The organism is Nocardia sp. CA-107356 (genome assembly GCF_050946365.1).
Classification (GTDB): domain Bacteria; phylum Actinomycetota; class Actinomycetes; order Mycobacteriales; family Mycobacteriaceae; genus Nocardia.
This window is the reverse complement of record NZ_CP191992.1, coordinates 748,821-772,643: the sequence shown is the minus strand read 5'-3', so window position 1 is coordinate 772,643 and position 23,823 is coordinate 748,821. Positions and strand designations below refer to the sequence as shown.

The window sequence follows — 23,823 nt, the reverse complement described above, 5'->3', positions numbered from 1 at the left end:
ACCTGCGAGGTCCTGGCATGAGTACCCGGACCGCGCGATTGCGCCCCGGCCGGGCAGCGGCGGTGCGAATCGGCGTGCTGCTGTGGCTGACCGCCGTGTGGATATCGCTCTGGGGCGATCTCAGTGTCGGCAACCTGTTGGCCGGTCTCGGGGTCGGCGCGCTGATCATCCTGACCTTGCCACTGCCACGGGTCCCGGTATCCGGGCGGCTGCATCCGCTGTCGCTGGCCGAATTGATCGTTGTCAGTATGTATTACGCGTTGGAATCCAGTCTGCAGGTGGCCTGGTTCGCGGTGCGTCCGGCACCGCCGCCCGTCTCCGGTGTGCTGCGGGTGAATCTGAGTATGCGATCCGATCTGGTGCTGGTGTTGTGCGTTGATGTGCTCAATCTGATTCCGGGCACGATGGTGCTGGAGATCGACCGTCAGCGCTGCGTCATCTACGTACATGTCCTGGACGTGGGCAGCGAGGCGGCGGTCGATACGTTCTACCGGACCACCCGACGATTGGAGCGGCTGCTCATCTCGTCGTTCGAGCGCCCCGCCGAATGGCGTTCGGTCATAAGTAGTGCCGACCCTGAGGTGAACCCGTGACTGTTGTCGCCATGGTGGCTGGCATCCTGCTGATGGCTGCCGCCGTGATCGTCAGCTACCGCATCCTCGCCGGACCCAACACCCTGGACCGGGTGGTAGGCATCGACTCGCTGATGGCCATCGCCGCCTCCGGACTCGCGGTCTGGGCCGCCTACAGCGACGACACCACGGTCGTACCCGCGATTGTGGCGCTGGCCCTGGTGGGCTTCCTCGGCTCGGCCGCGGTTTCCCGATTCCGGGTCCGGGATGACGTATGAACCTGTGGCACTTGGCCGCCGGAGCCCTCATGCTCACCGGCGCGACGCTCGCATTGACCGCATCGATCGCCATCGTGCGCTTCCCCGACACTCTCTCGCGTATGCACGCCGCCACCAAACCCCAGGTGATCGGCCTGATCCTGGTGCTGGCAGGTACGGCCATCCAGCTGCGCGGCCAGGGCAATATCTGGCTGCTGGTGCTGGTCGGCCTGTTCACCCTGCTCACCGCTCCGGTCATCGCCCATTTGATCGGCCGTACCGCCTACCGGGAACAGCGCCACCGTGACGGGCTGCTGCGCGTCAATGAACTGCGCGACGACACCCGCTGAGCCGTATCAGGACCGGACGGGAATCCGCTCCTCGGGTGCGCTCACCGGCACCCCGGCGAACCATGTCGCGTGGAACGCGGCGGCCACGGCTACCAGCAGCGCAAGTACGACAGTCCCGGCCAGCACCGGATATTCGGCCATCCAGACCGCGAGATAGCGGAAGGCGAGCAGCAGTGTGCCGAGGATCGCCGCACCGAACAAAACCAGTCGCACGCGGAACCAGCCCCAGCCGCGTTCGGGATCGCGCAATACCGATTCGATGGTCAGGCACAGCACCGCGCCAACGACCAGGTCGACGCCGTAGTGGTAGCCGAAGCCGAGGGTCGCGGTCAACGTCGCGACCAGCCAGAAGGCGCCGAGGCAGCGCAACCACAGCGGGGCGCGGGAGCCGTCGGCGTCCCGGCGGGTATGTAGGAAGACCGACAGCGCCCACGCGGTGTGCATGGAGGGCATGCAGTTGCGCGGTGTGAAGGGGTCGAAGGGCATTGGTGCCGGATTGCGGTCGACCGGGGGGATGACGCCGGGCCAGAAGTTGCCGACCTGCAGGCCGTGGCCGTCCGCGCCGAAGGCGAACATCGGGCCGACCACCGGGAAGATCACGTAGATGACCGGGCCGAGCAGTCCGAGCACCAGGAAGGTGCGCACCAGATAGTGACTCGGCCACACACCGGTCGACACCACCCGGCGCAGCTGCCACACCGCGACGACGATCGCCGCCACCGGAAGTTCGATATAGACCCAGTGCAGCACCGCGTAGACGGCGGGGCCGAGTGCGTCCACCACCCGGCCCATCACCCAGGACGGATCACCGAGGGCGTGGTCGGCGAGCGCCACATAGACGTCGTAGACCTGTGGGCGGGTGACCACCGTGATATGCAGCCACACGTCACCGACCTTGGTGGCCAGGACGAGCAGTGCGCCGAGGGCGGCGGCATGCAGCGCGTTGCGGCGCTCTACCCCGCTCCAGCGCACTGCGGCGACCAGTGCCAGCCCGGTGAGCACGATGGTCGGACCGTTGCCGATGGCGAACGACGCACCGCTGAGCAATCGAATACTCGCCCACACCGCGTCGATGCCCGCCGCGATGCCGACCGCGATCATCCTGCGACGCTGGGAGATTCCGACCAGGGCCAGGATCAGCCCGGCCCACGGCACCGACATGGACTTGGGCGTGCCGACGTAGTCGTGCCACAGACTGCCGAGTGGACCCTCGAAATCGTGCCCGATCGAACCCACCTCTAGGGCGATGAGCAGCACCGGTACGGCCGCGATCGCGGCCGCCACCCAGATCCGCGAGCGTGGCACGCGCACCCGCTCGGTGACGCTGCCGCCTGATTTACCCGGATCTTCGACAAGCACTCGACCATAGTAAACGGGGGATGAACGCCATCCCCCTGGCCAGCTGAACGTCGGCCGACCGTTCGACCGGTGAAACTACTGGTCCAGCTCCTTGACCAGGGCATCGACCACCGCGACCAGATCGCCCTGGGTGCCGGCGGCCACTTTGCGCTGCCGCTGATAGGACGCGCCGCGCTGCGGGATCTCCGCGACGAGCGCGAGTTCATCCGCACATCCCAGCCGCTTGGCGGTCGGCTCCAGCCGCTGCAGCAGATCCATCAGATCGTCGGTGACCAATCGCTCATTGCTGTCGTCGTCGACGATGATGATCGCGTCGAGGCCGTAGCGGGCGGAGCGCCACTTGTTCTCCTGCACATGCCACGGCGGAATGGTCGGCAGTGCTTCGCCATTGTCGAGGCGCTGATCGAGGTCGACGATCAGGCAGTGGACCAGCGCGGCCATCGCCGCCAGCTCCGCGCGGGTCGATATCCCATCGCAGACCCGCACCTCGATGGTGCCCCATTTCGGCGCGGGCCGGATATCCCAGTGCATGCCGCCGAGCTGCTCGAAAACCCCGGTCTTCATCTGGTCGTGCACGAAATACTCGAACTGCGTCCAGTTTTCGAACTGGAACGGCAGACCCGCGGTGGGCAACTGCTGGAACATCAACGTCCGGTTGCTCGCGTAGCCGGTATCCGCACCCGCCCACATCGGTGAGGACGCGGACAGCGACAGCAGATGCGGATACGACAGCAGCAGCGAGTTCAGAATCGGAAAGACCTTCTCGCGGTGCGAGACTCCGACGTGCACGTGCACGCCCCAGATCATCATCTGGCGACCCCACCACTGGGTGCGATCGATCAGCTCGTCGTAATGCGCTGAGCGCGTGAGCTGTTGGGCCGACCACTGGGCGAACGGATGGGTGCCCGCACAGAACAGATCGACGCCGAGCGGATCCGCGGCACGGCGCACGGTATCCATGGTGCCGCGCAGATCCTCGACCGCCTCGCCGACCGAGTTGTGCACACCGGTGACGAGTTCGACTGTGTTGCGCAGCAATTCCTTGGTGACCTGCGGTGTGCCGTCGTACGCGCGTAGCTCGCCGAGCGAATCGAATACGGCCGCAGCGGTATTCGACAGGTCGCGGGTCACCTTGTCGACGAGCGCGATCTCCCATTCGATACCGATGGTCGGCCGGGGCGAGCCTTGGAAGGGAACCCGCGCGATTGCTGCCCCGGCCATATCGGTGAACCTTGCTACTGGATGACGCCGCAGGCGACGCGGCCGCCCGCATCGCCCGTCGCAAGAGTCGTCTCGTCCGGACCGGCAACACCGTCGGCGCGGACATAGCGGTTGGGGATATTGCCGAAGTTATCGGCGTCGGCGTGGATCATCAGGGCCTTGCCCTTGATGTCGTCCAGCGTCACCGCATCGGTGGTGGTGACCAGCTTGGCCGAGCCGTCCGCACGAACTTCGAGCGAGGTCAGGTCGCCGCTGGCCGGATGCACGTTCGCGCTGCCGACCTGCAGGTGGCCACCGGCGGACAGGAAGTCGCCCGCGGGACCGCCGGTGGGCGCGACCGAATTGGGCTCGCACTTGCCGACCTGGTGGATGTGCAGACCGTGGAAGCCCGGGCGCAGACCGTGCGCCTCGATACTGACCTGCAGGTGGTTGCCGTCCTTGGTGATATTCGCGACGGCGACCGAGGCGCCAGCGGGGTCCTTCAGGTCGACCTTCACCCCCTGGTTCGCGTTCGGGCTGCCCGTCTCGGTGCCGAACTCAGTGGCGGGCGGGGTGGACGCGCCGGTCCATACGGGGGGTGTCGTTCCCTTGACATCGCTCGACTCCTGGCTGTTCGAGCACGCGGCCAAGCCGAAGACCGCGACAGCGAGCACCGGGGTCACAGTGCGCCAGGACGGGCGACGAGTTGTGGACGGGGCCATCGGGGGAACTCCTTTACGAGTACCGAGTTTACGAGTAAAGCTGGGTGGACACGTTCGTTACCGGACAAGATGATGCCACGCCCGCCGTGTCGTACCGTGACAGGGCCGTGTCGCGGCGAGGCGGTATTCAATTTGCGGCGCTGCCGGGCCCGTCGCTCACGCCGCCGTACACGTCAGTTACCCGTGACGACCACGGTGACACCCGAACCCGCACCCGGGCGCAGCTCGGCGGTCGCGCCCAGTTCGTCGGCAATGGCCAGTGCGGCCTCTTTCTCACCGGGGCTATTGCCGTAGTACACAGTCGTATTCGTGATGTTGGGGCCGGGATAGTTCCCGACCTCGGCGACCGTCCAGCCGTTGGCGGTGAGCTCGCTCGCGGTGACCGCGGCCAATCCGGCGACCGTGCTGTTGTTCAGAACCCGTACCGGCACCGCGCGATTCGCCGTGGTGGTGGCCGGGGTGGTCGTCGTTGTGGTCGACCGCGTTGTGGTCGTCGACGTTGTGGTCGACGCCACCGAGGTGGTCGTCGCGACCGCCGTTGTGGTGACCGCCGAATTCGTGTTGGCGGCCTGAGGTGTTGCGGTGGTCGAGGATTCACCCGCCCCCGAGGTGTCGGAGTCCGAACTCGACAACGACATCGCGCCGAGCCCAGCGAACACAATGGCCAGCGCGATCAACACCATCGCCAGCGCGCGCAACGGCGGCCCGCCGGAGGTGGGATTCGGATAGCTCACGTTAAAGACCCTATCCGCAAACCGGGCCCCATGGTCGTCGCGCGGGCTCCGGTTTCACGGCGGCGCGTCATACCTGGAAGCCGAGCCTCCGGGCGGCTCGCGCCTTCTGCCTGCTCGCCCGCAGTCGGCGCAGCCGCTTGACCAGCATGGGGTCGGCGGCTAGCGCCTCCGGCCGATCCACCACCGCGTTGAGCACCTGGTAATACCTGGTCGGCGACATGCCGAACAGCTCACGAATGGCCTCTTCCTTGGCACCGGCGTACTTCCACCATTGCCGTTCGAAGGCCAGAATGTCGTGCTCGCGACGGCTCAGACCGTCACTGTCGTCGCCGACCTGCTCGGCCGCGCCATCATCGCTCGCAGAAGGGCCGTCCTGGATCGCGGAAAGATTCCGAGCCGCTGCGCCGTCCATCTTGCTCCCTCGCCGAGTAAAACCACCAGACGAAAAATCATGCTTGTACGTCGCGGATCATTCAACCACGGGCTCGATGGATTGCCCCACCCTCGTTGCGGCGTGTTCGCAGTGCCCACTGCGGCGGTCGGGGGTCTCTCCGTGGTTACGCTCCGCTACCGCCTGCGAGCCCGTCGCTCGCGCCGGACTGGCCGGTAGCGAGTTGCAACGACGCTGGTTCGGGTTCGCGAACGACATCGGCAATAATTGGCGCCATGGCAATCCTCCCCATCGTGATCGTCGGTGACCCGGTACTGCACAACCCGACCGAGCGGGTCACCCAGACGCCGGAGGAGCTGGCCGAGCTGATCGCGGATATGTACGAGACGCTCGATGCCGCCAACGGCGTCGGGCTGGCCGCCAACCAGGTCGGCGTGCCGCTGCGGCTGTTCATCTACGACTGCCCCGATATCGATGCGAAGGGTACGGCGGTACGGCGCAAGGGCGCGGTGATCAACCCGGTGCTGGAGACCTCGGAGATTCCGGAGACCATGCCCGATCCCGACGACAATGACGAGGGCTGTCTATCGGTGCCCGGCGAGCAGTTCCCCACCGGCCGCGCCGACTGGGCGCGCGTCACCGGAACCGACGAGCAGGGCAATCCGGTCGATATCGAGGGCAAGGGTTTCTTCGCTCGCATGCTGCAGCACGAGGTCGGGCATCTCGACGGCTACCTCTATGTGGATGTGCTGATCGGCCGCAACGCCCGCGCGGCCAAGAAGGCGATCAAGCGGAACGGTTGGGGCACACCGGGACTCAGCTGGATTCCGGGTACGGTTCCCGATCCGTTCGGACACGATGACTGATTTCCTGGGAGCGGAGCCTGCCCAGCGACCGGACCGGGCGGAACCGCCGGGTGCTGCATTGTTGCCCGATATCCAGTTGGGTCGGCGCGTTGTGCTGCGATATCGGTTGCCAGCGGGTTATCCACAACCGCTCACCGATGTGATCGGCGAACTGGTTTCGCTGGATCCGCCCACGGTGCGCGCCGCGGACGGGCAGGTGGTCGCGGTCGCCCCGGATCGCGTGGTGGCGATGAAAGCGTTGGGGCCGAGGCCGATTCGCACCAGGGAGATTCGCGCACTGGAGGCCGCGGCGGCGCACGGCTGGCCCGGCATCGAGCAGGCCTGGATCGACGGGTGGCTGCTGCGTGCCGGGCATGGCTATACCAACCGCGCCAATTCCGCTGTGCCGCTTGGCAGCTCGGATGGTCCGGCCGCGCTCGGCGCGGATACCCTGCGGCGGATCGGCGAGTGGTACACCGCACACGGGCTGCCGGTACAACTGGCACTGCCCGATCGACTCGCCCCGGTGCCGCCGGGCTGGCGCGGTCGGCAGGAAACCCGACTGCTGGCCATCGATATCGAGAATTTCGTACTGCCGCAGGGACCGCCGATGGTGCGCATCGCACCCGCGCCCGACGACGCCTGGCTGTCGATGCACCGCTACGGCGGCGAAGACCATGCGATACAGACTGTTTCGACTCCGCCGGTGGTCGAAGTATTGACAGCCGTGCACGACGGCGAGGTGGGATTCGCCTCGCTCGGTCTGCCCCAACCCATCGCGATCGGCCGCGGCGCACTCACCACCGCGCCCGACGGCCGGCACTGGATCGGCCTGACCTGCGTTGCGGTGGCGAGCGAACATCGCAGGCACGGACTGGGTTCGCTGGTGTGCGCGGAGCTGATCCGCTGGGGCGCCGACCGCGGCGCAACCCACGCCTACCTCCAGGTGGAGGCCGAGAACGCCGGGGCCATCGCGATGTACCACGAGTTGGGTTTCCTCGACCACCACACCTACCGCTACGCCACGCCGGACGGGCCTCGCTGAACCACTGGTCCTGCGGTACAACAGAGCTATCACCCATTGCGAAGGAAGGCATCCGTGCGTCTCGCGACCTGGAACGTCAACTCGATCCGCTCCCGCCTCGACCGGGTCGCGGACTTCCTCGACCGCCAGGACATCGATGTGCTCGCGATGCAGGAAACCAAATGCCGTGACGACCAGTTCCCGTTCGAACGCTTCGACGAACTCGGCTACGAGGTGGCCCACGTCGGCCTGAACCAGTGGAACGGGGTGGCCATCGCCTCTCGCATCGGCTTGGACGATGTGGCGGCCGCCTTCCCGAATCAGCCCGGCTTCGACAAGGACGCGGGCGAATCGCTCATCAGCACCCCGATCGTGGAATCTCGCGCACTCGGCGCGACCTGCGGCGGGGTTCGGGTGTGGAGCCTCTATGTCCCCAACGGCCGCACCCTCGATGACCCGCACTACACCTACAAACTGGAATGGCTTGCCGCCCTGCGCGATAACGGCGCCCAATGGCTCGCCGACGATCCGGAGGCTCAGATAGCCCTGGTCGGCGACTGGAATATCGCCCCAACCGACGACGACGTCTGGTCCGTCGAATACTTCGCCGACAAAACCCACACCTCCCAGCCCGAACGTGACGCCTTCAACACCATCGTCGAAACCGGCTTCGCCGACGTCATGCGCCCCTTCGCCCCCGGGCCCGGCGTCTACACCTACTGGGACTACACCCAACTGCGCTTCCCTCGAAAAGAAGGCATGCGCATCGATTTCATCCTCGCCTCCCCCACCCTTGCCGCTCGCGCAAAGGACGCGATGGTGGACCGCGAGGAACGAAAAGGCAAGGGCCCCAGCGACCACGCCCCGGTGATCGCCGAATTCACCGACTGAGAACCGACGCCCGCCTCATTCGTAGTGGTAACGGCAGGCGACGATCTTGGCCGTCTCGTCCTCGATCACGTACACAATGCGGTGTTCAGTTGTAATGCGCCGTGACCAGAACCCGGCGAGGTTCTGCCGCAACGGTTCCGGCTTGCCGATACCCTCGTAGCCGTTGCGGGTGATGTCCTCGATCAGTCTGTTGATCCGCCTCAGTGTTGCCTTGTCGTTGGCTTGCCACCAGAGGTAGTCGGCCCAGGCTTCTGGGGTGAAGAGGATCTTCACTCGTCGTCCCCGTCGTCGGTTTCAACGAGTTCGTGGTGCTCAACGTCACCGGACCGTAGCTGCTCGATGGATCGCTCGAGATGACGCGCGTTGGCCGCGGATCCGAGCAGGTAGGCGGTCTCCTTCAACGACTCGTACTCGCGCAGCGAGATCACAACGGCGGATTCGCGTCCCGCTCGAGTGATGACGACCTCTTCTAGGTCCTCGGTGGCAGAGTCGAGAACGGAGGCCAAGTTGGCGCGGGCCTCGGTGATGGAAATGGGTCGCATGGTGGTCCTCTCGAGCGTGCCTGATCTCAATGTACAGGATCATGTACATTGGTGACCGCCCGCTCTGGCGCGGGGGGCGCGGAGCGGGCGGCGTGGCGGTGAGATCCAGACCGAAATACTCGGGCGGCATCTGTTTTCCCAGGTACGACGCAACTTCGCCGTACCCGAGCAGTACGGCGGCCCGTCGGTACCGGGGGTGCGGCTACGGGTTCATCGCGTAGCGACCGGCGTGCGCTCGAGCCTGTGTGAGCACCTGATCGAATCGCGCCGGATCGGCGACCGGTCGTCGCACAAGATCCAGTGCTCGGGTCTGCTGGGCCTTGGTCGCGGCGGGTTTGGTGTGCAGAGTCAGTGCGTTCTTGGAGAATTCACGCACGAAGACGTCGAATATCTGGTCCAGCACCGCCGTGCTCGTACCTTCGATCTCGGCCTGCTCCAGGATCAGCTGGGCGTAGGGCACTGCGGTGAAGAGCTCGCCGAGTGCGAAGAGGAAGTCGACATCGCGCTGCTGCGCCGCGGTCGGCGGCGCGGCGGCGAGCAGGGTCTGGAACGCGAGGGCCTGCTCCAGGAAGACCGCGACATTCGGCACGTGCGCGAAATTCTCGAAGACCGGCCGCCAGTCGCGGAACCGAATCCGGCCGAGCCCGCTGCTCGCTCCCTGCCGGAACAGGAATTCGTCATCGGCCCCGTCGCGCCGCGTCGGCACGGGATCGTAACCGGCACCGGCCAATTCGGCACGTAGCTTGGGCACCGCCGCACCGGCGCGGGGGGTGAGTTTGCGACTCGACCAGCTCAGCACGCCGGAAACCGCGCGCACCGTACCCTTCGGCGCGACACCCGCGCCCGGCAGGTAACGCAGCGCGACCAATCCGGCATCCGCGGGATGGAACATATAGTTGGCCATGAACTTCAGCGACAGTGCCATATTCACGTGCACGGTGCCTTCGAGCCGCGGCAGCCCGAAGAGTCCGAGCATCGCCATCGGGAAGTACATATCGTTCTCGAAGCCACGGGCCGCGATCACATCCGCGAGATCCTCGATGATCCGCTGCCCCTGCCGCGTCACCGACATCTTCTCGATCGCGTTGAACAGCAGGTAGCGACGGTCATCCGGGGACGCGCAGCGCATATAGTCGATGGCCCGCTCGCTGTAGAGCTTCATCCCGAGCAGCCGCGCGTAGGAGTCGGTCAGCAGCGAGCGCACCTGCGGGAACTCGGTTACCCGGTGCCCGAACAGGATTCGGTTCTCGGCATGGGTAATCGCCTCGTAGAAGGCGTGTTCGCAGGCGCCGACCGCACCGAAGCCGAGATTGAACTTGCCGACGTTCACGGTGTTCATGGCGGCATGGAAGGCGTTCTCACCGCAGTGCAGGATGTCTTCTTCGGCGACCGGATAGTTCTCCAGATCAAAGGCGGCCACATACATTTGGCTGTCGACCACATTGCGGCGCAACTTGTAGTTCTTGTGTTTGCTGTCCGCGACGAAGAACAGATACCCCTCGTAATCCTCCTGCGTCGGTTTGCTCTCCAATGCCTGCGCGCTATCGATGATCGGTTTGTCCGCGAGCCGACCGAATACCGACACCATGCCCGCCAGATTGCCGTTGCCGATGTAATGCTTGCTGCCGGAGGCGGTGTAGCCGCCGCCCCGCTTGGGCGTGAGCACCATATCGGTGGAGTAGACGTCGGCGCCGTGCTCCTTTTCTGAGAGGCCGAAGGCGAAGATTTCACCGGAATCCAATAGCGCAGCGGCCTTTTGCTTGGCGGCCTTGTTCTCGCTCTGCCAAATCGGGCCGAGCCCGAGGATGGTGACCTGCCAGACATACCAGTAGGACATGCCGTAGAAGCCGAGGATCTTGCTCATCATCGCGATCCGGCCGGTATCCCAGCGCTTGTTCGGATCGCCGTTCGCCTCGGCCGCGGGGGTCAGGAAGGTCGCGAACACCCGCTCCCGCTTGACGAAATCGAGGAAATCGGAGTACCAGATCCGCTCCCGGTCATCATGCTTCAACGCCGCCTTGCCCCTGACTTCGAACCACTCGATGGTGGCGCGCAGGAGTCTGCGGGTCTGCGCATCGAACTCGGCGAAGTCACAGGTCTTCGGGTTGAACAGAGTTTCGGGCATCGATGCCTCCTCGGCCGGATAAATAGTCGCCCGGGCATGCCCCGGCGACTTCATTCATGAATGTAGCATTATTGTTCGTCAATGTAGGAATCTGATCATCAGGCTCGGGACCAGCGCGAACCCAAAGTACAACGCTGATATCTTGGTGCGCATGGTTAGCGAGACGGCCGTGCCGCCACGGCAGCGGGCACAGCATTTGGGTCCCGAGCGGCGCCGCCCCCAAGTGCTCGACGCCGCACTCGCGATCGCCGTCGAATACGGCATCGCGGCGGTCACCATGGCCGCGATCGCCGAGCGGATGAAGGTGACCCGGCCCGTGGTCTACGCCTGCTTCCCGGATCGCGTCGAGCTGATCGAGGCACTGATCCAGCGCGAGGAGAGCTTTCTCGTCGGCGGACTGCTCGAGGTGCTGCCGCGCCGCGATGTCGACGCGGGCGAGACCGTATTCATCGATGGTTTTCGCGCGCTGCTGGAGAAGGCGGCAGATCGGCCCGATGCGTGGCGGCTGCTGTACGGCAATCCCGATCCGGCCGTTGCGGATTCGTTCGGGCGCGGCCGCAAGCTCGCCGTCGAGCGCTGCACCACGCTGCTGCGACCGACGCTGCGCGCATGGGGCACCGAGGACGCCGATCGCAAGTTGCCGGCGCTGGTGGAGCTGTGGGTGTCCGCGGGCGAGGGCGCAGTGCGCACCCTGCTCGCGGGCGAGGGCGGCTGGGATCCGCAGCGCCTCGGGGCATTCGTCGGCTCGGCCGTATACCGCGCGCTGCGCCACGCCTGAGCGAGACGCCACCGACTGCGCCGCGCACCCAGCAGACCGGCAGCGGCTCGATAATTGTTCAGCAGTACGACCTATCACTAGGCGGAATGCCGCAGAAGGTGGCGCTGGACCAACAAAATGTCCAACGATCCGGCCCTGCTCCCCACCATCGAGCACTACGATGGAGGCAAATCCAGCGGTCCAGCCGGAGGTACGGTCATGGCGTTCTATCGGCAGGTGGGAGCGGTGCCGCCGAAGCGGCACACGCAGCATCGAGACGACCGGGGACAGCTCTATTACGAGGAGCTGATGGGTGAGGAGGGCTTCTCCGGCGATTCCTCGTTGCTGTACCACCGCGGCCTGCCACCCGCCATCGTCGACTCGACCGTATGGGAGCTGCCCGACCAGTCGCTGACCCCGAATCATCCACTGCGCCACCGTCATCTGCGGCTGCACCAGCTGTTCCCCGGCGACACCCCGGCCGAAACCGATCCTGTCACCGGCCGACGGCTACTGCTCGGGAATGCGGATGTGCGGATCTCCTACGTGGCGGCCAAGGGCGCCTCACCGCTGTACCGCAATGCGATCGGCGACGAGCTGGTGTACGTGGAATCCGGTGCCGCCGTTGTCGAAACGGTCTTCGGCGCCATCCCGGCACGACAGGGCGACCAGGTCCTGATTCCGCGGGCGACCACGCACCGCTGGCTACCGAGCGGCCCCGAACCGCTGCGCGCGTACGTCATCGAGGCATCGAGCCACATCACGCCACCGAAGCGCTATCTGTCGAAATTCGGTCAGCTGCTGGAACATTCGCCGTATTGCGAGCGAGATCTGCACGGACCGTGGGAGCCGTTACTCGCCAACGGAACCGATATCGAGGTCCTGGTGAAGCACCGTCCCGGCGGTCGGGTGGTCGGCACCCGGATGATCTACGCGACGCATCCGTTCGACGTGATCGGCTGGGACGGCTACCTGTATCCGCTCACCTTCAATATCTCCGATTTCGAACCGCTCACCGGCCGGGTGCACCAGCCGCCGCCCGCCCATCAGGCATTCGAGGGGATCAACTTCGTAGTGTGCAATTTCGTACCGCGCAAGGTCGACTATCACCCGCTGTCGATTCCGGTGCCCTACTACCACTCCAATGTCGACAGTGACGAGATCATGTTCTACTGCGGCGGAAACTACGAGGCGCGTCGGGGTTCCGGGATCGGACAGGGTTCGGTGTCGGTACATCCCGGCGGCTATGCGCACGGTCCGCAGCCGGGTGCGTACGAGCGCAGTATCGGTATCGAATTCTTCGACGAACTCGCGGTCATGGTGGATACCTTCCGGCCGCTCGAGCTCGGCGAGGGCGCGCTGGCCTGCGAGGATCCGGGATATGCGTGGACCTGGTCGGGCCGCGGACCACAGCCGGACGGACACCGGCGACCGGATCAGCGCCCGCACGTGGACCAGCGCCGCGGGCCCGCATGAAGACCCGCATCGAAGTTCCCGACGACACCCTCTTCGGCCCCGACAATCTCCCCTACGGCGTGTTCGCACCCGAGGGCCAGGGTTTTCGGGTCGGCGTCCGGATCGGCGAGCACGTCATCGATCTGGCCGCGACTCTGGCGGATCCGGTATTCGCGGAGCCGAATCTCAATGCCTTCATGGCGCAGGGACCACGTCGATGGCGCGAGGTGCGCGACCGGATCCGGGAGCTGATCGATAACGAAGTATCCACGGCCGCAGTGCATCTGCTGTCCGACGTGTACACCAAGCTGCCGGTGCGGGTAGCCGATTACGTCGACTTCTACGCCAGCATCGACCACGCGACGAACCTCGGCAAGCTGTTTCGTCCCGATTCCGAACCACTGCTGCCCAATTGGCGGCATCTACCGGTCGGCTATCACGGACGCGCCGGCACCGTGGTGGTCTCCGGCACCGATATCGTGCGCCCGCACGGCCAGCGCCGAACAGCCTCCGGCACACCGGATTTCGGCCCATCACAGCGTCTCGATATCGAGGCGGAGCTCGGGTTCCTGGTCGGGGTCGGTTCGGAGCTGGGCACGCCGATCGATATCGACCAGTTCGCCGAGCACGTCTTCGGCGTTGCGCTGGTGAACGATTGGTCCGCACGCGATATCCAAGCCTGGGAGTACCAGCCGCTCGGACCGTTTCTCGGCAAGTCCTTCGCGACTTCACAGTCGGACTGGGTCACCCCACTGGCCGCATTGAACGCGGCGCGCATGCCGCTGCCGGAGCAAGCACCCGAGCCCATGCCCTATCTGCACGGCAGCCAGCCTTGGGGACTCGATATCGACCTGGCCGTGCACTGGAACGGCGAAACCGTCTCGCATCCGCCGTATTCCCGGATGTATTGGTCACCAGCGCAGATGCTGGCGCATCTCACCTCGAACGGCGCGGCCACCCGTACCGGCGATCTATATGCCTCGGGCACCATTTCCGGACCGGCACCGGACCAGCGCGGTTCGTTCATCGAATTGTCCTGGGGCGGAGCCGAACCCGTCATGGTGAACGGCCTGCGTCGCACCTTCCTGGAGGATGGTGACGAGGTGGTCATCACCGCCTCCGCCCCCGGTCCGGATGCGCGGCGTATCGGCCTCGGCGAGGTCCGCGGTCGCATTCGGCCTGCCCGCTGGGCATAGCCTCACGCAGCGATTCGATGCGGGCGGGCCAGTCGGCGGCAGGCAGCACGTCGCGGAGCGATTCGATGAGAGTGGCGGCCGGGCTCAGCGTGTGGCGTCGACCCGGACACCCGCATCGACCACGGCGATGAACCGCCGCAGATCTTCGGTGAGCGTATCGACCATATCGGGAGCGCCGCCGTCGTCGTGATGGTGCAGCCAGTCCGCGACGAGTTCGAACATGCCACCGATTGTGGCCAGCGCCAACGCGATTCGCCTGCGCTGCTGCTCGGTGTCGGCGGACGCCGCACCGGACCACTGCCGGTCCAGGAAGGCCGCCGCCCAGCGCCGGTTACCGCGCCGTTGCCGCTCCACCACCGGTGAGATGCCGCCCGCCTCACCGAAGGTCACCCTGGCCAGCCGCGGATCGTCGGCGATGGCGTGCACGAAGGCGGCGATGATCGCCTCGGCACGCTCGGGCCAGGGCAGCTCGGCGGACGCGGTCGCCGACTCGATAGCCCGCTGCTGAATCTGCTCGGTGATATGTGTCAGCAGCGCGACGTAGCACGCTTCCTTGCTGTCGAAATGATCGTAGAACCCCTTGGTTCCGACGAAGCCGCGCTGACAGATCTGTTCGATCGACGTTCCCGAAAAGCCTTGTTCGGCAAACAGTTCAGTGGCCGCGTCGAGCAGTTGGCTGCGCCGTTGCGCGCTGCGCTGCTCGGCATCGAGGCCACGGATACGACGTCGGGCCGCAGCCGGATCGGGCCGCGCGGCGGATTTGCTGCGGGTCATATACCGACCATAGCCGGAGCAGTTTCAACAAGGCTTCTTGTTGGTAATAGGATGCCGTGTTGTAATCACTGTCACGTCGATGAGGAAGGGACAGACGTGTCAGTGATCAATGGAGATCCGACCCGCCGCACACGTCGGCGCGGATTGCGCACGACCGCCGCGATGGTGTCTATGGCCGTTGCGGTGGCGAGCGCACTGCTGACAGGGGGCGTCACTGCCACGCCTGCCGCCGCAGTGCCTGTACCGCAACAGGATTCGTTCTATCGGCCGCCCGCTGGCTTCGAGGCGCAAGAAGTCGGTGCGATCCTGCGCTCGCGCGAGGTACATCTGGCGGTGCTGACCGTATTGCCGCTGAGCGTGCGCTCGTGGCAGTTGCTCTATCGCACCACCGACCTGTTCGGACAGCCGACGGTCGCCGTCAGCACGGTGATCCTGCCCGCGGGCGCGGACCCGAACCGCTCGCGTCCCCTGGTTTCGCTGCAGTTCTACTACGACAGCGCCAGCATAGACTGCGCACCGTCGTTCGTACTGCAGCAGGGTGCCGGACTGCCGGGCGTCGAGGGCATCCACTCACAGAGCGAGCTGATCGCGATCGCCGCGCTTATCAGTCAGGGCTGGGCAATCTCGGTGCCCGACTACGAGGGTCTCGACGGCCATCTCGCGGTGGCCGAGGAACCGGGATATATGACCCTCGACGGCATTCGCGCCGCCGAGCGCTTCGAACCGCTCGGCCTGGACGGCGCGCATACACCGGTGGCGATGTGGGGTTACTCCGGCGGCGGCATGGCCACCGGTTGGGCCGCACAGCTGCAGCCGCCCTACGCGCCGGAGCTGAACGTGCAGGGCGCCGCGCTCGGCGCTCCGGTCTCGGATGTCGAATCCCTGCTGCACGTCAATGGATCCATGTTCTCCAGCCTGATCGGCATCGGTGTCTCCTCGCTGTACCACGCCTACCCGACGTTCCGGGAGGTCAGCGATCAGTACCTGACGCCAGAGGGCAAGGCACTGATGAATCGGACCAACGCGCAGTGCCTGCCGCGCAACGCATTGACCCAGATGTTCACCGATTACCAACGGATACTGACGATTCCGATCGCGCAGTATCTAGCGCTGCCGGAAATCCGCGCGGTCTTCGACGCGACGGTGCTCGGCGCACACACCCCGACCGCGCCGCTGTTCATCTACCAGGGCGTGCTCGACGAAGCCGTCCCGATCTGGACCACCGATCGGCTGAACCAACAGTGGTGTGCGGACGGCGCATCGATCGTCTACAAACGCGACCATCTCAGCGAGCATCTGACCCTGCCGTCGCTCGGCATGGCCGACACCTTCAACTGGTTGAAGTCACGCCTGGCATCCGATGCGCCGGGTCAATTCGGCTGCCGCACCGAGAACGTGGTCTCGATGCTCGCCGACTTCAATGCCCTGCTGACCCAGATCGAAATCAACCTGAACGCCACCTTCGGCGCGCTCGGATTCCCGATCGGCCCCCGCGAACGCTGACCACCCGGCCGCTCGTCCCCGACCGGAACCGGACCGGTCGGGGACGAGCTCAGCCCCAGCGCTCGTCGTGCCTCAGTCCAGGCAGAACTCATTGCCCTCCGGGTCGGCGAGCACGATGTGGCCTGCGTCCAAGCCGCCCGGATCGGTGCGGCTGAGTCGCGTCGCACCGATCGCGACGAGTCGGATCGCCTCGGCTTCCAACGCGGTCATCCGTTCGTCGCCGGTCAGACCGGGCGCGGCGCGTACGTCCAGGTGCACACGGTTCTTCGCGGTTTTCGGTTCGGGCACCTTCTGGAAGAACAGCCGCGGTCCCGCGCCATCGGGATCGAGGATGGCCGACCGGTCGTTGTGATGCTCCGGCGGTACGCCCCAGGCAGTCAACGCGGTCGTCCAATCGGGGAAACCCTCGGGTGGCGGCTGCAGGTGATAGCCCAACGCCTCCGCCCAGAACGTCGCCTGCGCACCTGGATCGGCACAGTCGTACGTCACCTGGAACTGCTTGCCCATCACGGCTCCAATCTGTCCGGCAACCTGTTCGGCCTGGAAACAACCGGCATTGTCGCACCGACCGCTGACAAAGTCCGCGCGAGCGGAGCAGTCGGGCCCGATCCGTACCGCTCGGATCGGGCCTGCTCGCGTCCATGGGTACCGCTGTGGGCGAAACCTACGAGACCACAGGCAGATACACCTGTGCACCGTGGTCGGCGAACTCCGCGGACTTCTCCGCCATCCCCGCCTCGATCGCCTCGACGTCCGAAAGCCCTTGGCGGGCCGCATATTCACGAACATCGGCGGAGATCCGCATGGAGCAGAACTTCGGTCCGCACATGGAGCAGAAGTGCGCGGTCTTGGCGGGTTCGGCGGGCAGGGTTTCGTCGTGGTACTCGCGGGCGGTATCCGGATCGAGGGAGAGCGCGAATTGGTCGCGCCAGCGGAATTCGAAGCGCGCCTTGGACAATTCGTTATCCCGGTCCTGGGCGTGCGGGTGACCCTTCGCGAGGTCGGCGGCGTGGGCGGCGATCTTGTAGGTGATCACGCCGACCTTGACGTCGTCACGGTTGGGCAGACCCAGGTGTTCCTTGGGCGTGACGTAGCAGAGCATCGCGGTACCGGCCTGCGCGATGATCGCGGCGCCGATGGCCGAGGTGATGTGGTCATAGGCGGGTGCGATATCGGTGGCGAGCGGGCCGAGAGTGTAGAACGGCGCCTCCTCGCACAGCTCCTCTTCCAGCCGCACGTTCTCCACGATCTTGTGCATCGGCACATGACCGGGACCCTCGATCATCACCTGCACACCATGGGATTTCGCGATCTTCGTCAGCTCGCCGAGGGTGCGCAACTCGGCGAACTGCGCCTCGTCATTGGCATCGGCAATGGACCCGGGGCGCAGACCGTCACCGAGGGAGAAGGTCACGTCGTAGCGCGCCAGGATCTCGCAGAGTTCGGCGAAATTGGTGTACAGGAACGATTCCTGGTGATGTGCCAAACACCATGCGGCCATGATGGATCCGCCGCGCGAGACGATGCCGGTGACCCGCTTGGCGGTCAGCGGCACATAGCGCAGCAGCACACCGGCGTGCACGGTCATATAGTCGACGCCCTGCTCGCACTGCTCGATCACGGTGTCGCGGTAGATCTCCCAGGTGAGCGCGGTCGGATCGCCGTTCACCTTTTCCAGCGCCTGATAGATCGGCACGGTGCCGACCGGGACGGGGGAATTGCGCAGGATCCACTCGCGGGTCTCGTGGATGTTCTTGCCGGTGGACAGATCCATGATGGTGTCCGCGCCCCAGCGGGTGGCCCACACCATCTTCTCCACCTCCTCCGCGATCGAGGAGGAGACGGCCGAGTTGCCGATATTGGCATTGATCTTCACCAGGAACTTCTTGCCGATAATGGTCGGCTCCAGCTCCGGATGCCTGTGGTTGGCCGGGATGACCGCGCGGCCCGCGGCCACTTCATCGCGCACGAACTCGGCGCTCACGCCCTCGCGCGCGGCGATGAAGCGCATCTCGGGGGTGATGATGCCCTGACGCGCCCAGGCCAGCTGGGTCGGCGGACCTTGCACATCGGGCCTGGTCCAGCCGTCGCGCAGCTTCGGCAGCCCCGCATCGAGATCGATGGTCGCGGCATCGTCGGTGTACGGGCCCGAGGTGTCGTAGACGTCGAAGTGTTCCCCATTGGTCAGATTGATCCGACGCACCGGAATGCGCAGGTCATCGACTTCTTGGTAGTGCTTGACGCTGCCTTCGATCGGACCGGTGGTCACGGAATCGACAGGTGTGCCCATGAATATCCTCCCTACGCCGGCATTACCCGGTCAGGTTCATACGGTCGACGGCCCTGAACGCCCGGATTGGGCTAGCCGTCCTCTCAGCCCGCTGGTGCGAGCCCCCGTTGGGTGTGTGAAATTTTCCCGCCCGACGATACCTTTCCATGTCCGCGTTCCGCCCGGCCATCGGAGGAACATCCAGCGAAGCCCGGGACGGCCGACCGCGCGGCGGTAGATTCGACAAGGTGAAGTTCACCCTCGAGGTAGACCTGGATGTCCTGCCCGACGGCGTCGAAGCGCCTGCCGATCTCGCCGATGAGCTCGGCCGCATCCTGCGCTATTGGGGTGGCAATGTGAAGCACTACCAGTTGATCGAGGGCGACGGTTCGGCCATCTACAACTCCGGATACCGCGAGGTCGGCTCCTGGCAGATCAGCTGATCTTGCCGTCGTAAGCGTCCCGCATGCCCTGCAGGTCTATCTTCTTCATCCCGAGCATGGCCTGCATGGCACGGGTCGCGGCCGCCCGATCGCTACCCGCGAGCATGGCGTCGGCCGCAACGGGCCAGATCTGCCAGGGCACGCCATATTTGTCATTGAGCCAACCACATTCGATCTCCTGGCCGCCGTCGGCGAGCAGCGCCGCCCAGAGCCGGTCGACCTCCTCCTGGCTATCGCAATTGACCAGCAGCGACATCGCATGGGTGTAGTGGTAGTCGCCGCCGCCGTTGATCGCGGTGAACTTCTGTCCGTTGAGTTCGAAATCGACGAGCATGGTGAGTCCGGTTTCGCGGGGCCCGGCCTCGGTGTAGGGCACGACATTGGTGATCTTCGAATCCTCGAACAGCGAACAGTAGAACTCCGCGGCCTGCTCGGCCTGGGTGTCGTACCAGAGGTTCGTGACGATTTTCTGCATGGCGGTCCTCTCGATCGGTGTGCTGGTACCCGCATAGGTGCAGACGTTCGATGAGGCGTGGATTCATCGGCCGGGCGACAATTTTGCTGTCGGAAGAACGCCGTTCAGATCAGTAGGACTGGAGTTCGATCAATCTGCCCTCCGGATCGCGCAGATGCGCGGTCCGCAGGTTCGGTCCCCACTGCGGACGATCCACCGCCGCGGCGACCAGGCTCGCGCCGTTGCGCAGGCACAGCGCGACACTCGCGTCGACATCGGAAACCCGGCACCCGAACATCACCGCGTCCTGCGCGGGTGCCGCGGTCGAGGGCAGGTCGGTGGTACCAGCGACCTCGGCCATCGCGGCGCGGTCGAAGAGCACCAGCACTGCCTGATCGTCGACATCCCAGTTCGCATACGGGCCCGCCGCAGTGCCTGTGATCAGCTTCGCCCCGATCAACTCCGGGAGGACAGCGCTGTAGAACTCGAAGCATTGGGCGAAATGGGTGACGAGCAGTCTGGGATACAGAGCGTCCACGATTCTCCTTATTAGTAGGTGTGCACCTATCGTAGGTTGGGTCCTATAATTTGTCGCATGGAATCCGCGCGGGCACTTCCGCCGAGTCTGCTCGGGCTCGACACCTATCTGCTCTCACGTGTCGGCAAGGTCGCGCGCGGCAGATTCGCCGATCGGCTCGCGGCGCGTGGACTTCGGCTGTGGCATATGGCGGTACTCGCCGCGCTGGCCGATTTCGGCCCGCACGTGCAGCGCGATCTGGGGATCCGGCTCGATATCCACCCGAGCGATGTGGCGAAGATCGTCGACGAATTGGCCAGCGCCGGTCAGGTCGAACGCACCCGCGATCCCGCGGATCGCCGCCGAATATCGGTGCGGATCACCAGGACCGGCCGGGCTGCCCTACGGTCTCTCGGCCAGGAGGCACGGCAGGTGCGCGAGGAGATCCTCGCCCCGCTCGGCCAGGACGAACGAATCGTATTGTCGGACATGCTGCGTCGACTGTTCGAGCACACCCACCCGGATGCCGTCGCGGACTGACCTCCGCCAGCCCGCACCCGGTACACCCGGGTTCCGGCCGAAGTGGGTCACCTGCGCCCGGTACGACGTCCGCGCGACCCCGGTGTGATCGAGCGGACGCCGTACCACGTCAGGCCGCAGCCTGCGTCTCGGACGCAACCGGTACCGCCCCGCCCTGGCCAGCCGGCCCGGAAGCCTTGCCGCGCAAGGGAACTTCCTCGATGAACCAGGCGATCACGAAACCGAGCGCACAGATCGCGCTGGCGGCCAGGAAGACATTCCCGGTGCCGCAGGCGAAGGCCTACCGGTCCGATCGGCGCGGCGGCGGACAGAAATCCGCACGTCTGCGGCAACCGGTTGACGCCTTGATCTAGCAATGCTAGATTCTCTAACAACGCTACATACGAGGAACGGAAGCCGACATGCTCACCACCGCCATTCAGATCATCGCCATCGCCTCGGTCCTCGCGAACGCCGTCGTCTACGGCACCGACGCCTGCTTCGCACTGATCACGCGTTCGGTGTACGACAAACTGGACGACCGAACCGTGACCATATCGGCAGGCTGGGGCCACTACTACGGCGATCGCCGGATGCCGATCGTCGGCATCGGCGGCGTGGTAACCGCCGTCGCGGCAACGATTCTCGCGGCCGTCGGCGGCCACGCCTCGGCAGCGATCGCGGCCGGTATCGCCGTTGTCGCGCTGGTGTCCTGGCTCGGGATCTACGTTCGGGTCGCGAAGCCGGTGAACACCGAGCAGACCGCCGCCGCACAGTCCGGCATCATCCCGCCGAATGCGCGTGCGCTGCAGGAGAAGTGGAACAGCGTCATCGCCGGCCGGGTCGCCCTGCAGTTCATTGCCGTTGCCGCACTGTGCGCCACGATTGCCCTCGCCTGACGCGCATTATCGAAACCCCTGTGTCGGCCGCACATCGGATGTGCGGCCGACACAGGGGTTTCGCTGGTATCAGAGTTTCACTGCCCCGGTTGGCCGGGCTGTTCGCCGCCTCGAAATGCGTTGTTCAGCACACGGTTTGGTTGATCAGCAAGCGCGCGGCCCGGTCGGTGCGCTCGATGTCACCGGTGATCAGCCGATCCTGAATGATGCCACGTAGCCCCGAAACCAACAGCGTGGCAACAGCTTCCGGATCATTGATGGTTCCGATCCTGCGCAACGCGTCGGTGAGCGTCCCGATGAAAATCGCGATCGCGGCGTTCGCGTATTCGCCATAGGGACTGCCCGGCGCGCACGCCGCGCCGAGTACTTGCAGCAGCACGCGCACGCTGGTCGTGGCCTCCCCCGCGATATTCACCGCACAGAACGCACCGAGTCGCTCGCGCAACGAGGCCGCATCGCAGACACCGGCGAAGACGGCGGCGATATCCGGACGCTGCGTGGTGAGCGCCTGGACCAGCAGCTCCTCCTTGGTACCGAAGTAGTGGATCAGCATGCGGGAGCTGGTACCGAGCTCGGCGGCGAGCGGGCGCAGTGACAGATCGCCGAGGCCGTGTACGGCGATGTATTCGACGACACCGGCCAGCAGGTCGACGCGTTTCGCGTGGTCGAGGGGGCGGGCCATGAGTTGACTGTAGCGATTGGTACAGGTATTCATGACATCGTGACTGTAACAATCGCTTCAGAAACTCGGTCGTCGGTCGTGGTCACCGCGGTCGCCGCGACCACATCGATCGCCGATGACATCGACGCGACCTGGTCCGGCCTGCTGGCCGGGCGCAGCGGCATCGGCATGCTCACCGACGATTTCGTCGCCGAGTACGACCTGCCGGTGCGCATCGGCGGCAAATTGAAGTCACATCCGGGCGCTCAACTCACCCGCGTCGAACAGCGACGCCACTCCTACGTCGAGCAAATGGCCCTGGTGCTCGGCCGCCAGGTGTGGCGCAATGCGGGCACACCCGAGGTCGAGGGCGAACGGCTCGCGGTGGTCATCGGCACCGGCCTCGGCGGCGGCGACGCGCTGATCAATGCCGTCGACTCGATGCGCGACGGCGGCTACCGCAAGGTGTCGCCGATGTCGGTGCCGATGGTGATGCCGAACGGCCCGGCCGCCACCGTCGGCCTCGAAATCGGTGCCAAAGCAGGGGTTTTCGCGCCGGTCTCGGCCTGTTCGTCCGGTTCTGAGGCGATCGCGCACGCCTGGCGGCTGATCACCACCGGCGAAGCCGATGTCGTGGTCGCGGGTGGCGTCGAAGGTCATATCGATGCGGTGCCGATCGCGAGCTTCACGATGATGCGCGCGATGAGCACCCGCAATGACGAACCGGAGCGCGCATCGCGGCCATTCGATCGGGACCGTGACGGCTTCGTCTTCGGCGAGGCCGGTGCATTGCTGGTGCTGGAGTCCGAGCAGCATGCGCGCGCCCGCGGCGCGCATATCCATGGGCGCGTGCTCGGCGCGGGGATCACCTCCGACGCCTATCACATCGTCGCGTCGGAGCCGGACGGTATCGGTGCCGCACGTGCCATGCGTAAGGCGATCAGTACTGCCGGACTTCAGGTTTCGGATATTCAGCACGTCAACGCGCACGCCACCTCGACCTCGATCGGCGATGCGTCGGAGGCCAATGCCATCACCGCCGTCACGCCCGAGGCGTCGGTCTACGCACCCAAATCCGCACTCGGCCATTCGATCGGCGCGGTCGGGGCGCTCGAATCCATCCTCACCATGCTGACGCTGCGCGACCAGATCGTCCCGCCCACCCTGAATCTCGATAATCGAGACGTGGAGATCGACCTCGATATCGTCGCGGGCGCACCCCGCGAACAACGCATCGACTTCGCACTCAACAACTCCTTCGGCTTCGGCGGCCACAATGTCGCCCTCGCCTTCGGCCGGGCGTAGCGACCGACGGCGGCACGTTACCGGGGAGTAGCGTCACAATCGTTAACCGGACGAACAAT

Annotated in this window: 29 protein-coding genes; 15 read left to right on the top strand and 14 right to left on the bottom strand. The window is 65.5% G+C overall.

Going from position 1 to position 23,823, the window contains the following annotated elements:
* Nucleotides 1-17 precede the first annotated feature (17 nt).
* Genes ACQP1G_RS03615 through mnhG form a run of 3 tightly spaced genes read left to right on the top strand, consistent with a single transcriptional unit; the run spans nucleotide 18 to nucleotide 1,179 of the window.
* On the top strand, nucleotides 18-593 hold the full coding sequence (locus ACQP1G_RS03615; protein WP_433198317.1) for a Na+/H+ antiporter subunit E: 576 nt from the start codon (nucleotides 18-20) through the stop codon (nucleotides 591-593).
* Nucleotides 590-850 (top strand): monovalent cation/H+ antiporter complex subunit F, encoded by a 261-nt coding sequence (locus ACQP1G_RS03610; RefSeq protein ID WP_433198315.1) that lies wholly within the window; start codon nucleotides 590-592, stop codon nucleotides 848-850. The genes ACQP1G_RS03615 and ACQP1G_RS03610 overlap by 4 nt, the downstream gene beginning before the upstream one ends.
* On the top strand, nucleotides 847-1,179 hold the full coding sequence (mnhG, locus tag ACQP1G_RS03605) for a monovalent cation/H(+) antiporter subunit G (RefSeq protein WP_433198313.1): 333 nt from the start codon (nucleotides 847-849) through the stop codon (nucleotides 1,177-1,179). Before ACQP1G_RS03610 ends, mnhG begins: the two co-directional genes overlap by 4 nt.
* Before the next feature lie 6 nt (nucleotides 1,180-1,185).
* Here the strand turns inward: mnhG and ACQP1G_RS03600 are convergent, their stop codons facing one another.
* The 5 genes from ACQP1G_RS03600 to ACQP1G_RS03580 all read right to left on the bottom strand — a co-directional run bounded on the left by ACQP1G_RS03600 (nucleotide 1,186) and on the right by ACQP1G_RS03580 (nucleotide 5,606).
* Nucleotides 1,186-2,469 (bottom strand): DUF5933 domain-containing protein, encoded by a 1,284-nt coding sequence (locus ACQP1G_RS03600; RefSeq protein WP_433208116.1) that lies wholly within the window; start codon nucleotides 2,467-2,469, stop codon nucleotides 1,186-1,188.
* A gap of 144 nt (nucleotides 2,470-2,613) precedes the next feature.
* Nucleotides 2,614-3,759 (bottom strand): glutamate--cysteine ligase, encoded by a 1,146-nt coding sequence (locus ACQP1G_RS03595; protein ID WP_433198311.1) that lies wholly within the window; start codon nucleotides 3,757-3,759, stop codon nucleotides 2,614-2,616.
* 14 nt (nucleotides 3,760-3,773) lie between these two features.
* Nucleotides 3,774-4,460: a superoxide dismutase[Cu-Zn] gene (gene sodC, locus ACQP1G_RS03590; RefSeq protein ID WP_433198309.1), complete on the bottom strand. Its 687-nt coding sequence runs from the start codon at nucleotides 4,458-4,460 to the stop codon at nucleotides 3,774-3,776.
* A 173-nt stretch (nucleotides 4,461-4,633) separates the two neighbouring features.
* Nucleotides 4,634-5,194, bottom strand: coding sequence for a LytR C-terminal domain-containing protein (locus tag ACQP1G_RS03585; protein WP_433198307.1), 561 nt, complete (start codon nucleotides 5,192-5,194; stop codon nucleotides 4,634-4,636).
* 67 nt (nucleotides 5,195-5,261) lie between these two features.
* On the bottom strand, nucleotides 5,262-5,606 hold the full coding sequence (locus ACQP1G_RS03580; RefSeq protein ID WP_433198305.1) for a DUF3263 domain-containing protein: 345 nt from the start codon (nucleotides 5,604-5,606) through the stop codon (nucleotides 5,262-5,264).
* Nucleotides 5,607-5,860: 254 nt separating this feature from the next.
* Between ACQP1G_RS03580 and ACQP1G_RS03575 the strand changes: the two genes are divergently transcribed.
* From ACQP1G_RS03575 to ACQP1G_RS03565, 3 genes are read left to right on the top strand one after another with little or no spacing between them, the layout of a single operon-like run.
* Nucleotides 5,861-6,451, top strand: a complete 591-nt coding sequence (locus tag ACQP1G_RS03575) for a peptide deformylase (RefSeq protein ID WP_433198303.1) — start codon at nucleotides 5,861-5,863, stop codon at nucleotides 6,449-6,451.
* 58 nt (nucleotides 6,452-6,509) lie between these two features.
* Nucleotides 6,510-7,475 (top strand): N-acetylglutamate synthase, CG3035 family, encoded by a 966-nt coding sequence (locus tag ACQP1G_RS03570; protein ID WP_433208113.1) that lies wholly within the window; start codon nucleotides 6,510-6,512, stop codon nucleotides 7,473-7,475.
* Between the two features lie 54 nt (nucleotides 7,476-7,529).
* Nucleotides 7,530-8,345: an exodeoxyribonuclease III gene (locus ACQP1G_RS03565; RefSeq protein ID WP_433198301.1), complete on the top strand. Its 816-nt coding sequence runs from the start codon at nucleotides 7,530-7,532 to the stop codon at nucleotides 8,343-8,345.
* 15 nt (nucleotides 8,346-8,360) lie between these two features.
* On the opposite strand, the gene ACQP1G_RS03560 is transcribed toward ACQP1G_RS03565, so the two are convergent.
* The 3 genes from ACQP1G_RS03560 to ACQP1G_RS03550 form a co-directional block, all read right to left on the bottom strand.
* Nucleotides 8,361-8,618 carry a Txe/YoeB family addiction module toxin gene (locus ACQP1G_RS03560; protein WP_433198299.1) on the bottom strand — a complete coding sequence of 86 codons (258 nt, stop codon included), beginning with the start codon at nucleotides 8,616-8,618 and terminating at the stop codon, nucleotides 8,361-8,363.
* A complete protein-coding gene (locus ACQP1G_RS03555; protein WP_433198297.1) occupies nucleotides 8,615-8,887 on the bottom strand; it encodes a type II toxin-antitoxin system Phd/YefM family antitoxin in 273 nt (90 codons plus the stop codon). The genes ACQP1G_RS03560 and ACQP1G_RS03555 overlap by 4 nt, the downstream gene beginning before the upstream one ends.
* 202 nt (nucleotides 8,888-9,089) lie before the next feature.
* Nucleotides 9,090-11,012, bottom strand: coding sequence for an acyl-CoA dehydrogenase (locus ACQP1G_RS03550; protein WP_433198295.1), 1,923 nt, complete (start codon nucleotides 11,010-11,012; stop codon nucleotides 9,090-9,092).
* Between the two features lie 151 nt (nucleotides 11,013-11,163).
* Here ACQP1G_RS03550 and ACQP1G_RS03545 point away from each other — a divergent pair, with 151 nt between their 5' ends.
* The 3 genes from ACQP1G_RS03545 (at nucleotide 11,164) to fahA (ending at nucleotide 14,420) form a co-directional block, all read left to right on the top strand.
* Nucleotides 11,164-11,790 carry a TetR/AcrR family transcriptional regulator gene (locus ACQP1G_RS03545; RefSeq protein ID WP_433198293.1) on the top strand — a complete coding sequence of 209 codons (627 nt, stop codon included), beginning with the start codon at nucleotides 11,164-11,166 and terminating at the stop codon, nucleotides 11,788-11,790.
* Nucleotides 11,791-11,988: 198 nt separating this feature from the next.
* A complete protein-coding gene (locus tag ACQP1G_RS03540; protein ID WP_433208110.1) occupies nucleotides 11,989-13,245 on the top strand; it encodes a homogentisate 1,2-dioxygenase in 1,257 nt (418 codons plus the stop codon).
* A complete protein-coding gene (gene fahA, locus ACQP1G_RS03535; protein ID WP_433198291.1) occupies nucleotides 13,242-14,420 on the top strand; it encodes a fumarylacetoacetase in 1,179 nt (392 codons plus the stop codon). Before ACQP1G_RS03540 ends, fahA begins: the two co-directional genes overlap by 4 nt.
* An 84-nt stretch (nucleotides 14,421-14,504) precedes the next feature.
* Here the strand turns inward: fahA and ACQP1G_RS03530 are convergent, their stop codons facing one another.
* Complete coding sequence (locus tag ACQP1G_RS03530; RefSeq protein ID WP_433198289.1) at nucleotides 14,505-15,194, bottom strand: TetR/AcrR family transcriptional regulator; 690 nt, start codon at nucleotides 15,192-15,194, stop codon at nucleotides 14,505-14,507.
* Nucleotides 15,195-15,290: 96 nt separating this feature from the next.
* Here ACQP1G_RS03530 and ACQP1G_RS03525 point away from each other — a divergent pair, with 96 nt between their 5' ends.
* The gene (locus tag ACQP1G_RS03525) at nucleotides 15,291-16,697 is read left to right on the top strand and encodes a lipase family protein (protein ID WP_433198287.1); all 1,407 of its coding nucleotides are present in this window, start codon (nucleotides 15,291-15,293) and stop codon (nucleotides 16,695-16,697) included.
* A 72-nt stretch (nucleotides 16,698-16,769) separates the two neighbouring features.
* On the opposite strand, the gene ACQP1G_RS03520 is transcribed toward ACQP1G_RS03525, so the two are convergent.
* Entirely contained in the window at nucleotides 16,770-17,204 is a 435-nt protein-coding gene (locus ACQP1G_RS03520; RefSeq protein WP_433198285.1) for a VOC family protein, read from the bottom strand.
* A 157-nt stretch (nucleotides 17,205-17,361) separates the two neighbouring features.
* Nucleotides 17,362-18,987: a phosphomethylpyrimidine synthase ThiC gene (gene thiC, locus ACQP1G_RS03515; RefSeq protein ID WP_433198283.1), complete on the bottom strand. Its 1,626-nt coding sequence runs from the start codon at nucleotides 18,985-18,987 to the stop codon at nucleotides 17,362-17,364.
* Nucleotides 18,988-19,214: 227 nt separating this feature from the next.
* On the opposite strand from thiC, the gene ACQP1G_RS03510 reads away from it, so the two are divergent.
* A complete protein-coding gene (locus ACQP1G_RS03510; RefSeq protein WP_433198281.1) occupies nucleotides 19,215-19,409 on the top strand; it encodes a hypothetical protein in 195 nt (64 codons plus the stop codon).
* Here the strand turns inward: ACQP1G_RS03510 and ACQP1G_RS03505 are convergent.
* Nucleotides 19,402-19,884 carry a VOC family protein gene (locus ACQP1G_RS03505; RefSeq protein WP_433198279.1) on the bottom strand — a complete coding sequence of 161 codons (483 nt, stop codon included), beginning with the start codon at nucleotides 19,882-19,884 and terminating at the stop codon, nucleotides 19,402-19,404. The genes ACQP1G_RS03510 and ACQP1G_RS03505 overlap by 8 nt on opposite strands.
* Before the next feature lie 109 nt (nucleotides 19,885-19,993).
* Complete coding sequence (locus tag ACQP1G_RS03500; RefSeq protein ID WP_433198277.1) at nucleotides 19,994-20,401, bottom strand: VOC family protein; 408 nt, start codon at nucleotides 20,399-20,401, stop codon at nucleotides 19,994-19,996.
* Nucleotides 20,402-20,458: 57 nt separating this feature from the next.
* Here ACQP1G_RS03500 and ACQP1G_RS03495 point away from each other — a divergent pair, with 57 nt between their 5' ends.
* From ACQP1G_RS03495 to ACQP1G_RS03485, 3 genes are all read left to right on the top strand, one after another.
* Complete coding sequence (locus ACQP1G_RS03495) at nucleotides 20,459-20,920, top strand: MarR family winged helix-turn-helix transcriptional regulator (protein ID WP_433198275.1); 462 nt, start codon at nucleotides 20,459-20,461, stop codon at nucleotides 20,918-20,920.
* Between the two features lie 200 nt (nucleotides 20,921-21,120).
* Nucleotides 21,121-21,273 (top strand): hypothetical protein, encoded by a 153-nt coding sequence (locus tag ACQP1G_RS03490; RefSeq protein WP_433198273.1) that lies wholly within the window; start codon nucleotides 21,121-21,123, stop codon nucleotides 21,271-21,273.
* A 48-nt stretch (nucleotides 21,274-21,321) separates the two neighbouring features.
* Nucleotides 21,322-21,798, top strand: coding sequence for a DUF1772 domain-containing protein (locus tag ACQP1G_RS03485; RefSeq protein WP_433198271.1), 477 nt, complete (start codon nucleotides 21,322-21,324; stop codon nucleotides 21,796-21,798).
* Nucleotides 21,799-21,922: 124 nt separating this feature from the next.
* On the opposite strand, the gene ACQP1G_RS03480 is transcribed toward ACQP1G_RS03485, so the two are convergent.
* A complete protein-coding gene (locus ACQP1G_RS03480) occupies nucleotides 21,923-22,480 on the bottom strand; it encodes a TetR/AcrR family transcriptional regulator (RefSeq protein ID WP_433198269.1) in 558 nt (185 codons plus the stop codon).
* 39 nt (nucleotides 22,481-22,519) lie between these two features.
* Between ACQP1G_RS03480 and ACQP1G_RS03475 the strand changes: the two genes are divergently transcribed.
* Nucleotides 22,520-23,764, top strand: a complete 1,245-nt coding sequence (locus ACQP1G_RS03475; protein ID WP_433198267.1) for a KasA/KasB family beta-ketoacyl-ACP synthase — start codon at nucleotides 22,520-22,522, stop codon at nucleotides 23,762-23,764.
* Nucleotides 23,765-23,823: the final 59 nt, after the last annotated feature.

Bases quoted from the DNA above. Each gene is read 5' to 3' on its own strand.
- ACQP1G_RS03615 (WP_433198317.1), top strand. From the start codon at position 18: ATGAGTACCCGGACCGCGCGATTGCGCCCCGGCCGGGCAGCGGCGGTG.
- mnhG (WP_433198313.1), top strand. From the start codon at position 847: ATGAACCTGTGGCACTTGGCCGCCGGAGCCCTCATGCTCACCGGCGCG.
- ACQP1G_RS03595 (WP_433198311.1), bottom strand. From the start codon at position 3,759: ATGGCCGGGGCAGCAATCGCGCGGGTTCCCTTCCAAGGCTCGCCCCGG.
- sodC (WP_433198309.1), bottom strand. From the start codon at position 4,460: ATGGCCCCGTCCACAACTCGTCGCCCGTCCTGGCGCACTGTGACCCCG.
- ACQP1G_RS03580 (WP_433198305.1), bottom strand. From the start codon at position 5,606: ATGGACGGCGCAGCGGCTCGGAATCTTTCCGCGATCCAGGACGGCCCT.
- ACQP1G_RS03575 (WP_433198303.1), top strand. From the start codon at position 5,861: ATGGCAATCCTCCCCATCGTGATCGTCGGTGACCCGGTACTGCACAAC.
- ACQP1G_RS03555 (WP_433198297.1), bottom strand. From the start codon at position 8,887: ATGCGACCCATTTCCATCACCGAGGCCCGCGCCAACTTGGCCTCCGTT.
- ACQP1G_RS03550 (WP_433198295.1), bottom strand. From the start codon at position 11,012: ATGCCCGAAACTCTGTTCAACCCGAAGACCTGTGACTTCGCCGAGTTC.
- ACQP1G_RS03545 (WP_433198293.1), top strand. From the start codon at position 11,164: ATGGTTAGCGAGACGGCCGTGCCGCCACGGCAGCGGGCACAGCATTTG.
- ACQP1G_RS03540 (WP_433208110.1), top strand. From the start codon at position 11,989: ATGGCGTTCTATCGGCAGGTGGGAGCGGTGCCGCCGAAGCGGCACACG.
- fahA (WP_433198291.1), top strand. From the start codon at position 13,242: ATGAAGACCCGCATCGAAGTTCCCGACGACACCCTCTTCGGCCCCGAC.
- ACQP1G_RS03530 (WP_433198289.1), bottom strand. From the start codon at position 15,194: ATGACCCGCAGCAAATCCGCCGCGCGGCCCGATCCGGCTGCGGCCCGA.
- ACQP1G_RS03520 (WP_433198285.1), bottom strand. From the start codon at position 17,204: ATGGGCAAGCAGTTCCAGGTGACGTACGACTGTGCCGATCCAGGTGCG.
- thiC (WP_433198283.1), bottom strand. From the start codon at position 18,987: ATGGGCACACCTGTCGATTCCGTGACCACCGGTCCGATCGAAGGCAGC.
- ACQP1G_RS03505 (WP_433198279.1), bottom strand. From the start codon at position 19,884: ATGCAGAAAATCGTCACGAACCTCTGGTACGACACCCAGGCCGAGCAG.
- ACQP1G_RS03495 (WP_433198275.1), top strand. From the start codon at position 20,459: ATGGAATCCGCGCGGGCACTTCCGCCGAGTCTGCTCGGGCTCGACACC.
- ACQP1G_RS03490 (WP_433198273.1), top strand. From the start codon at position 21,121: ATGAACCAGGCGATCACGAAACCGAGCGCACAGATCGCGCTGGCGGCC.
- ACQP1G_RS03485 (WP_433198271.1), top strand. From the start codon at position 21,322: ATGCTCACCACCGCCATTCAGATCATCGCCATCGCCTCGGTCCTCGCG.
- ACQP1G_RS03480 (WP_433198269.1), bottom strand. From the start codon at position 22,480: ATGGCCCGCCCCCTCGACCACGCGAAACGCGTCGACCTGCTGGCCGGT.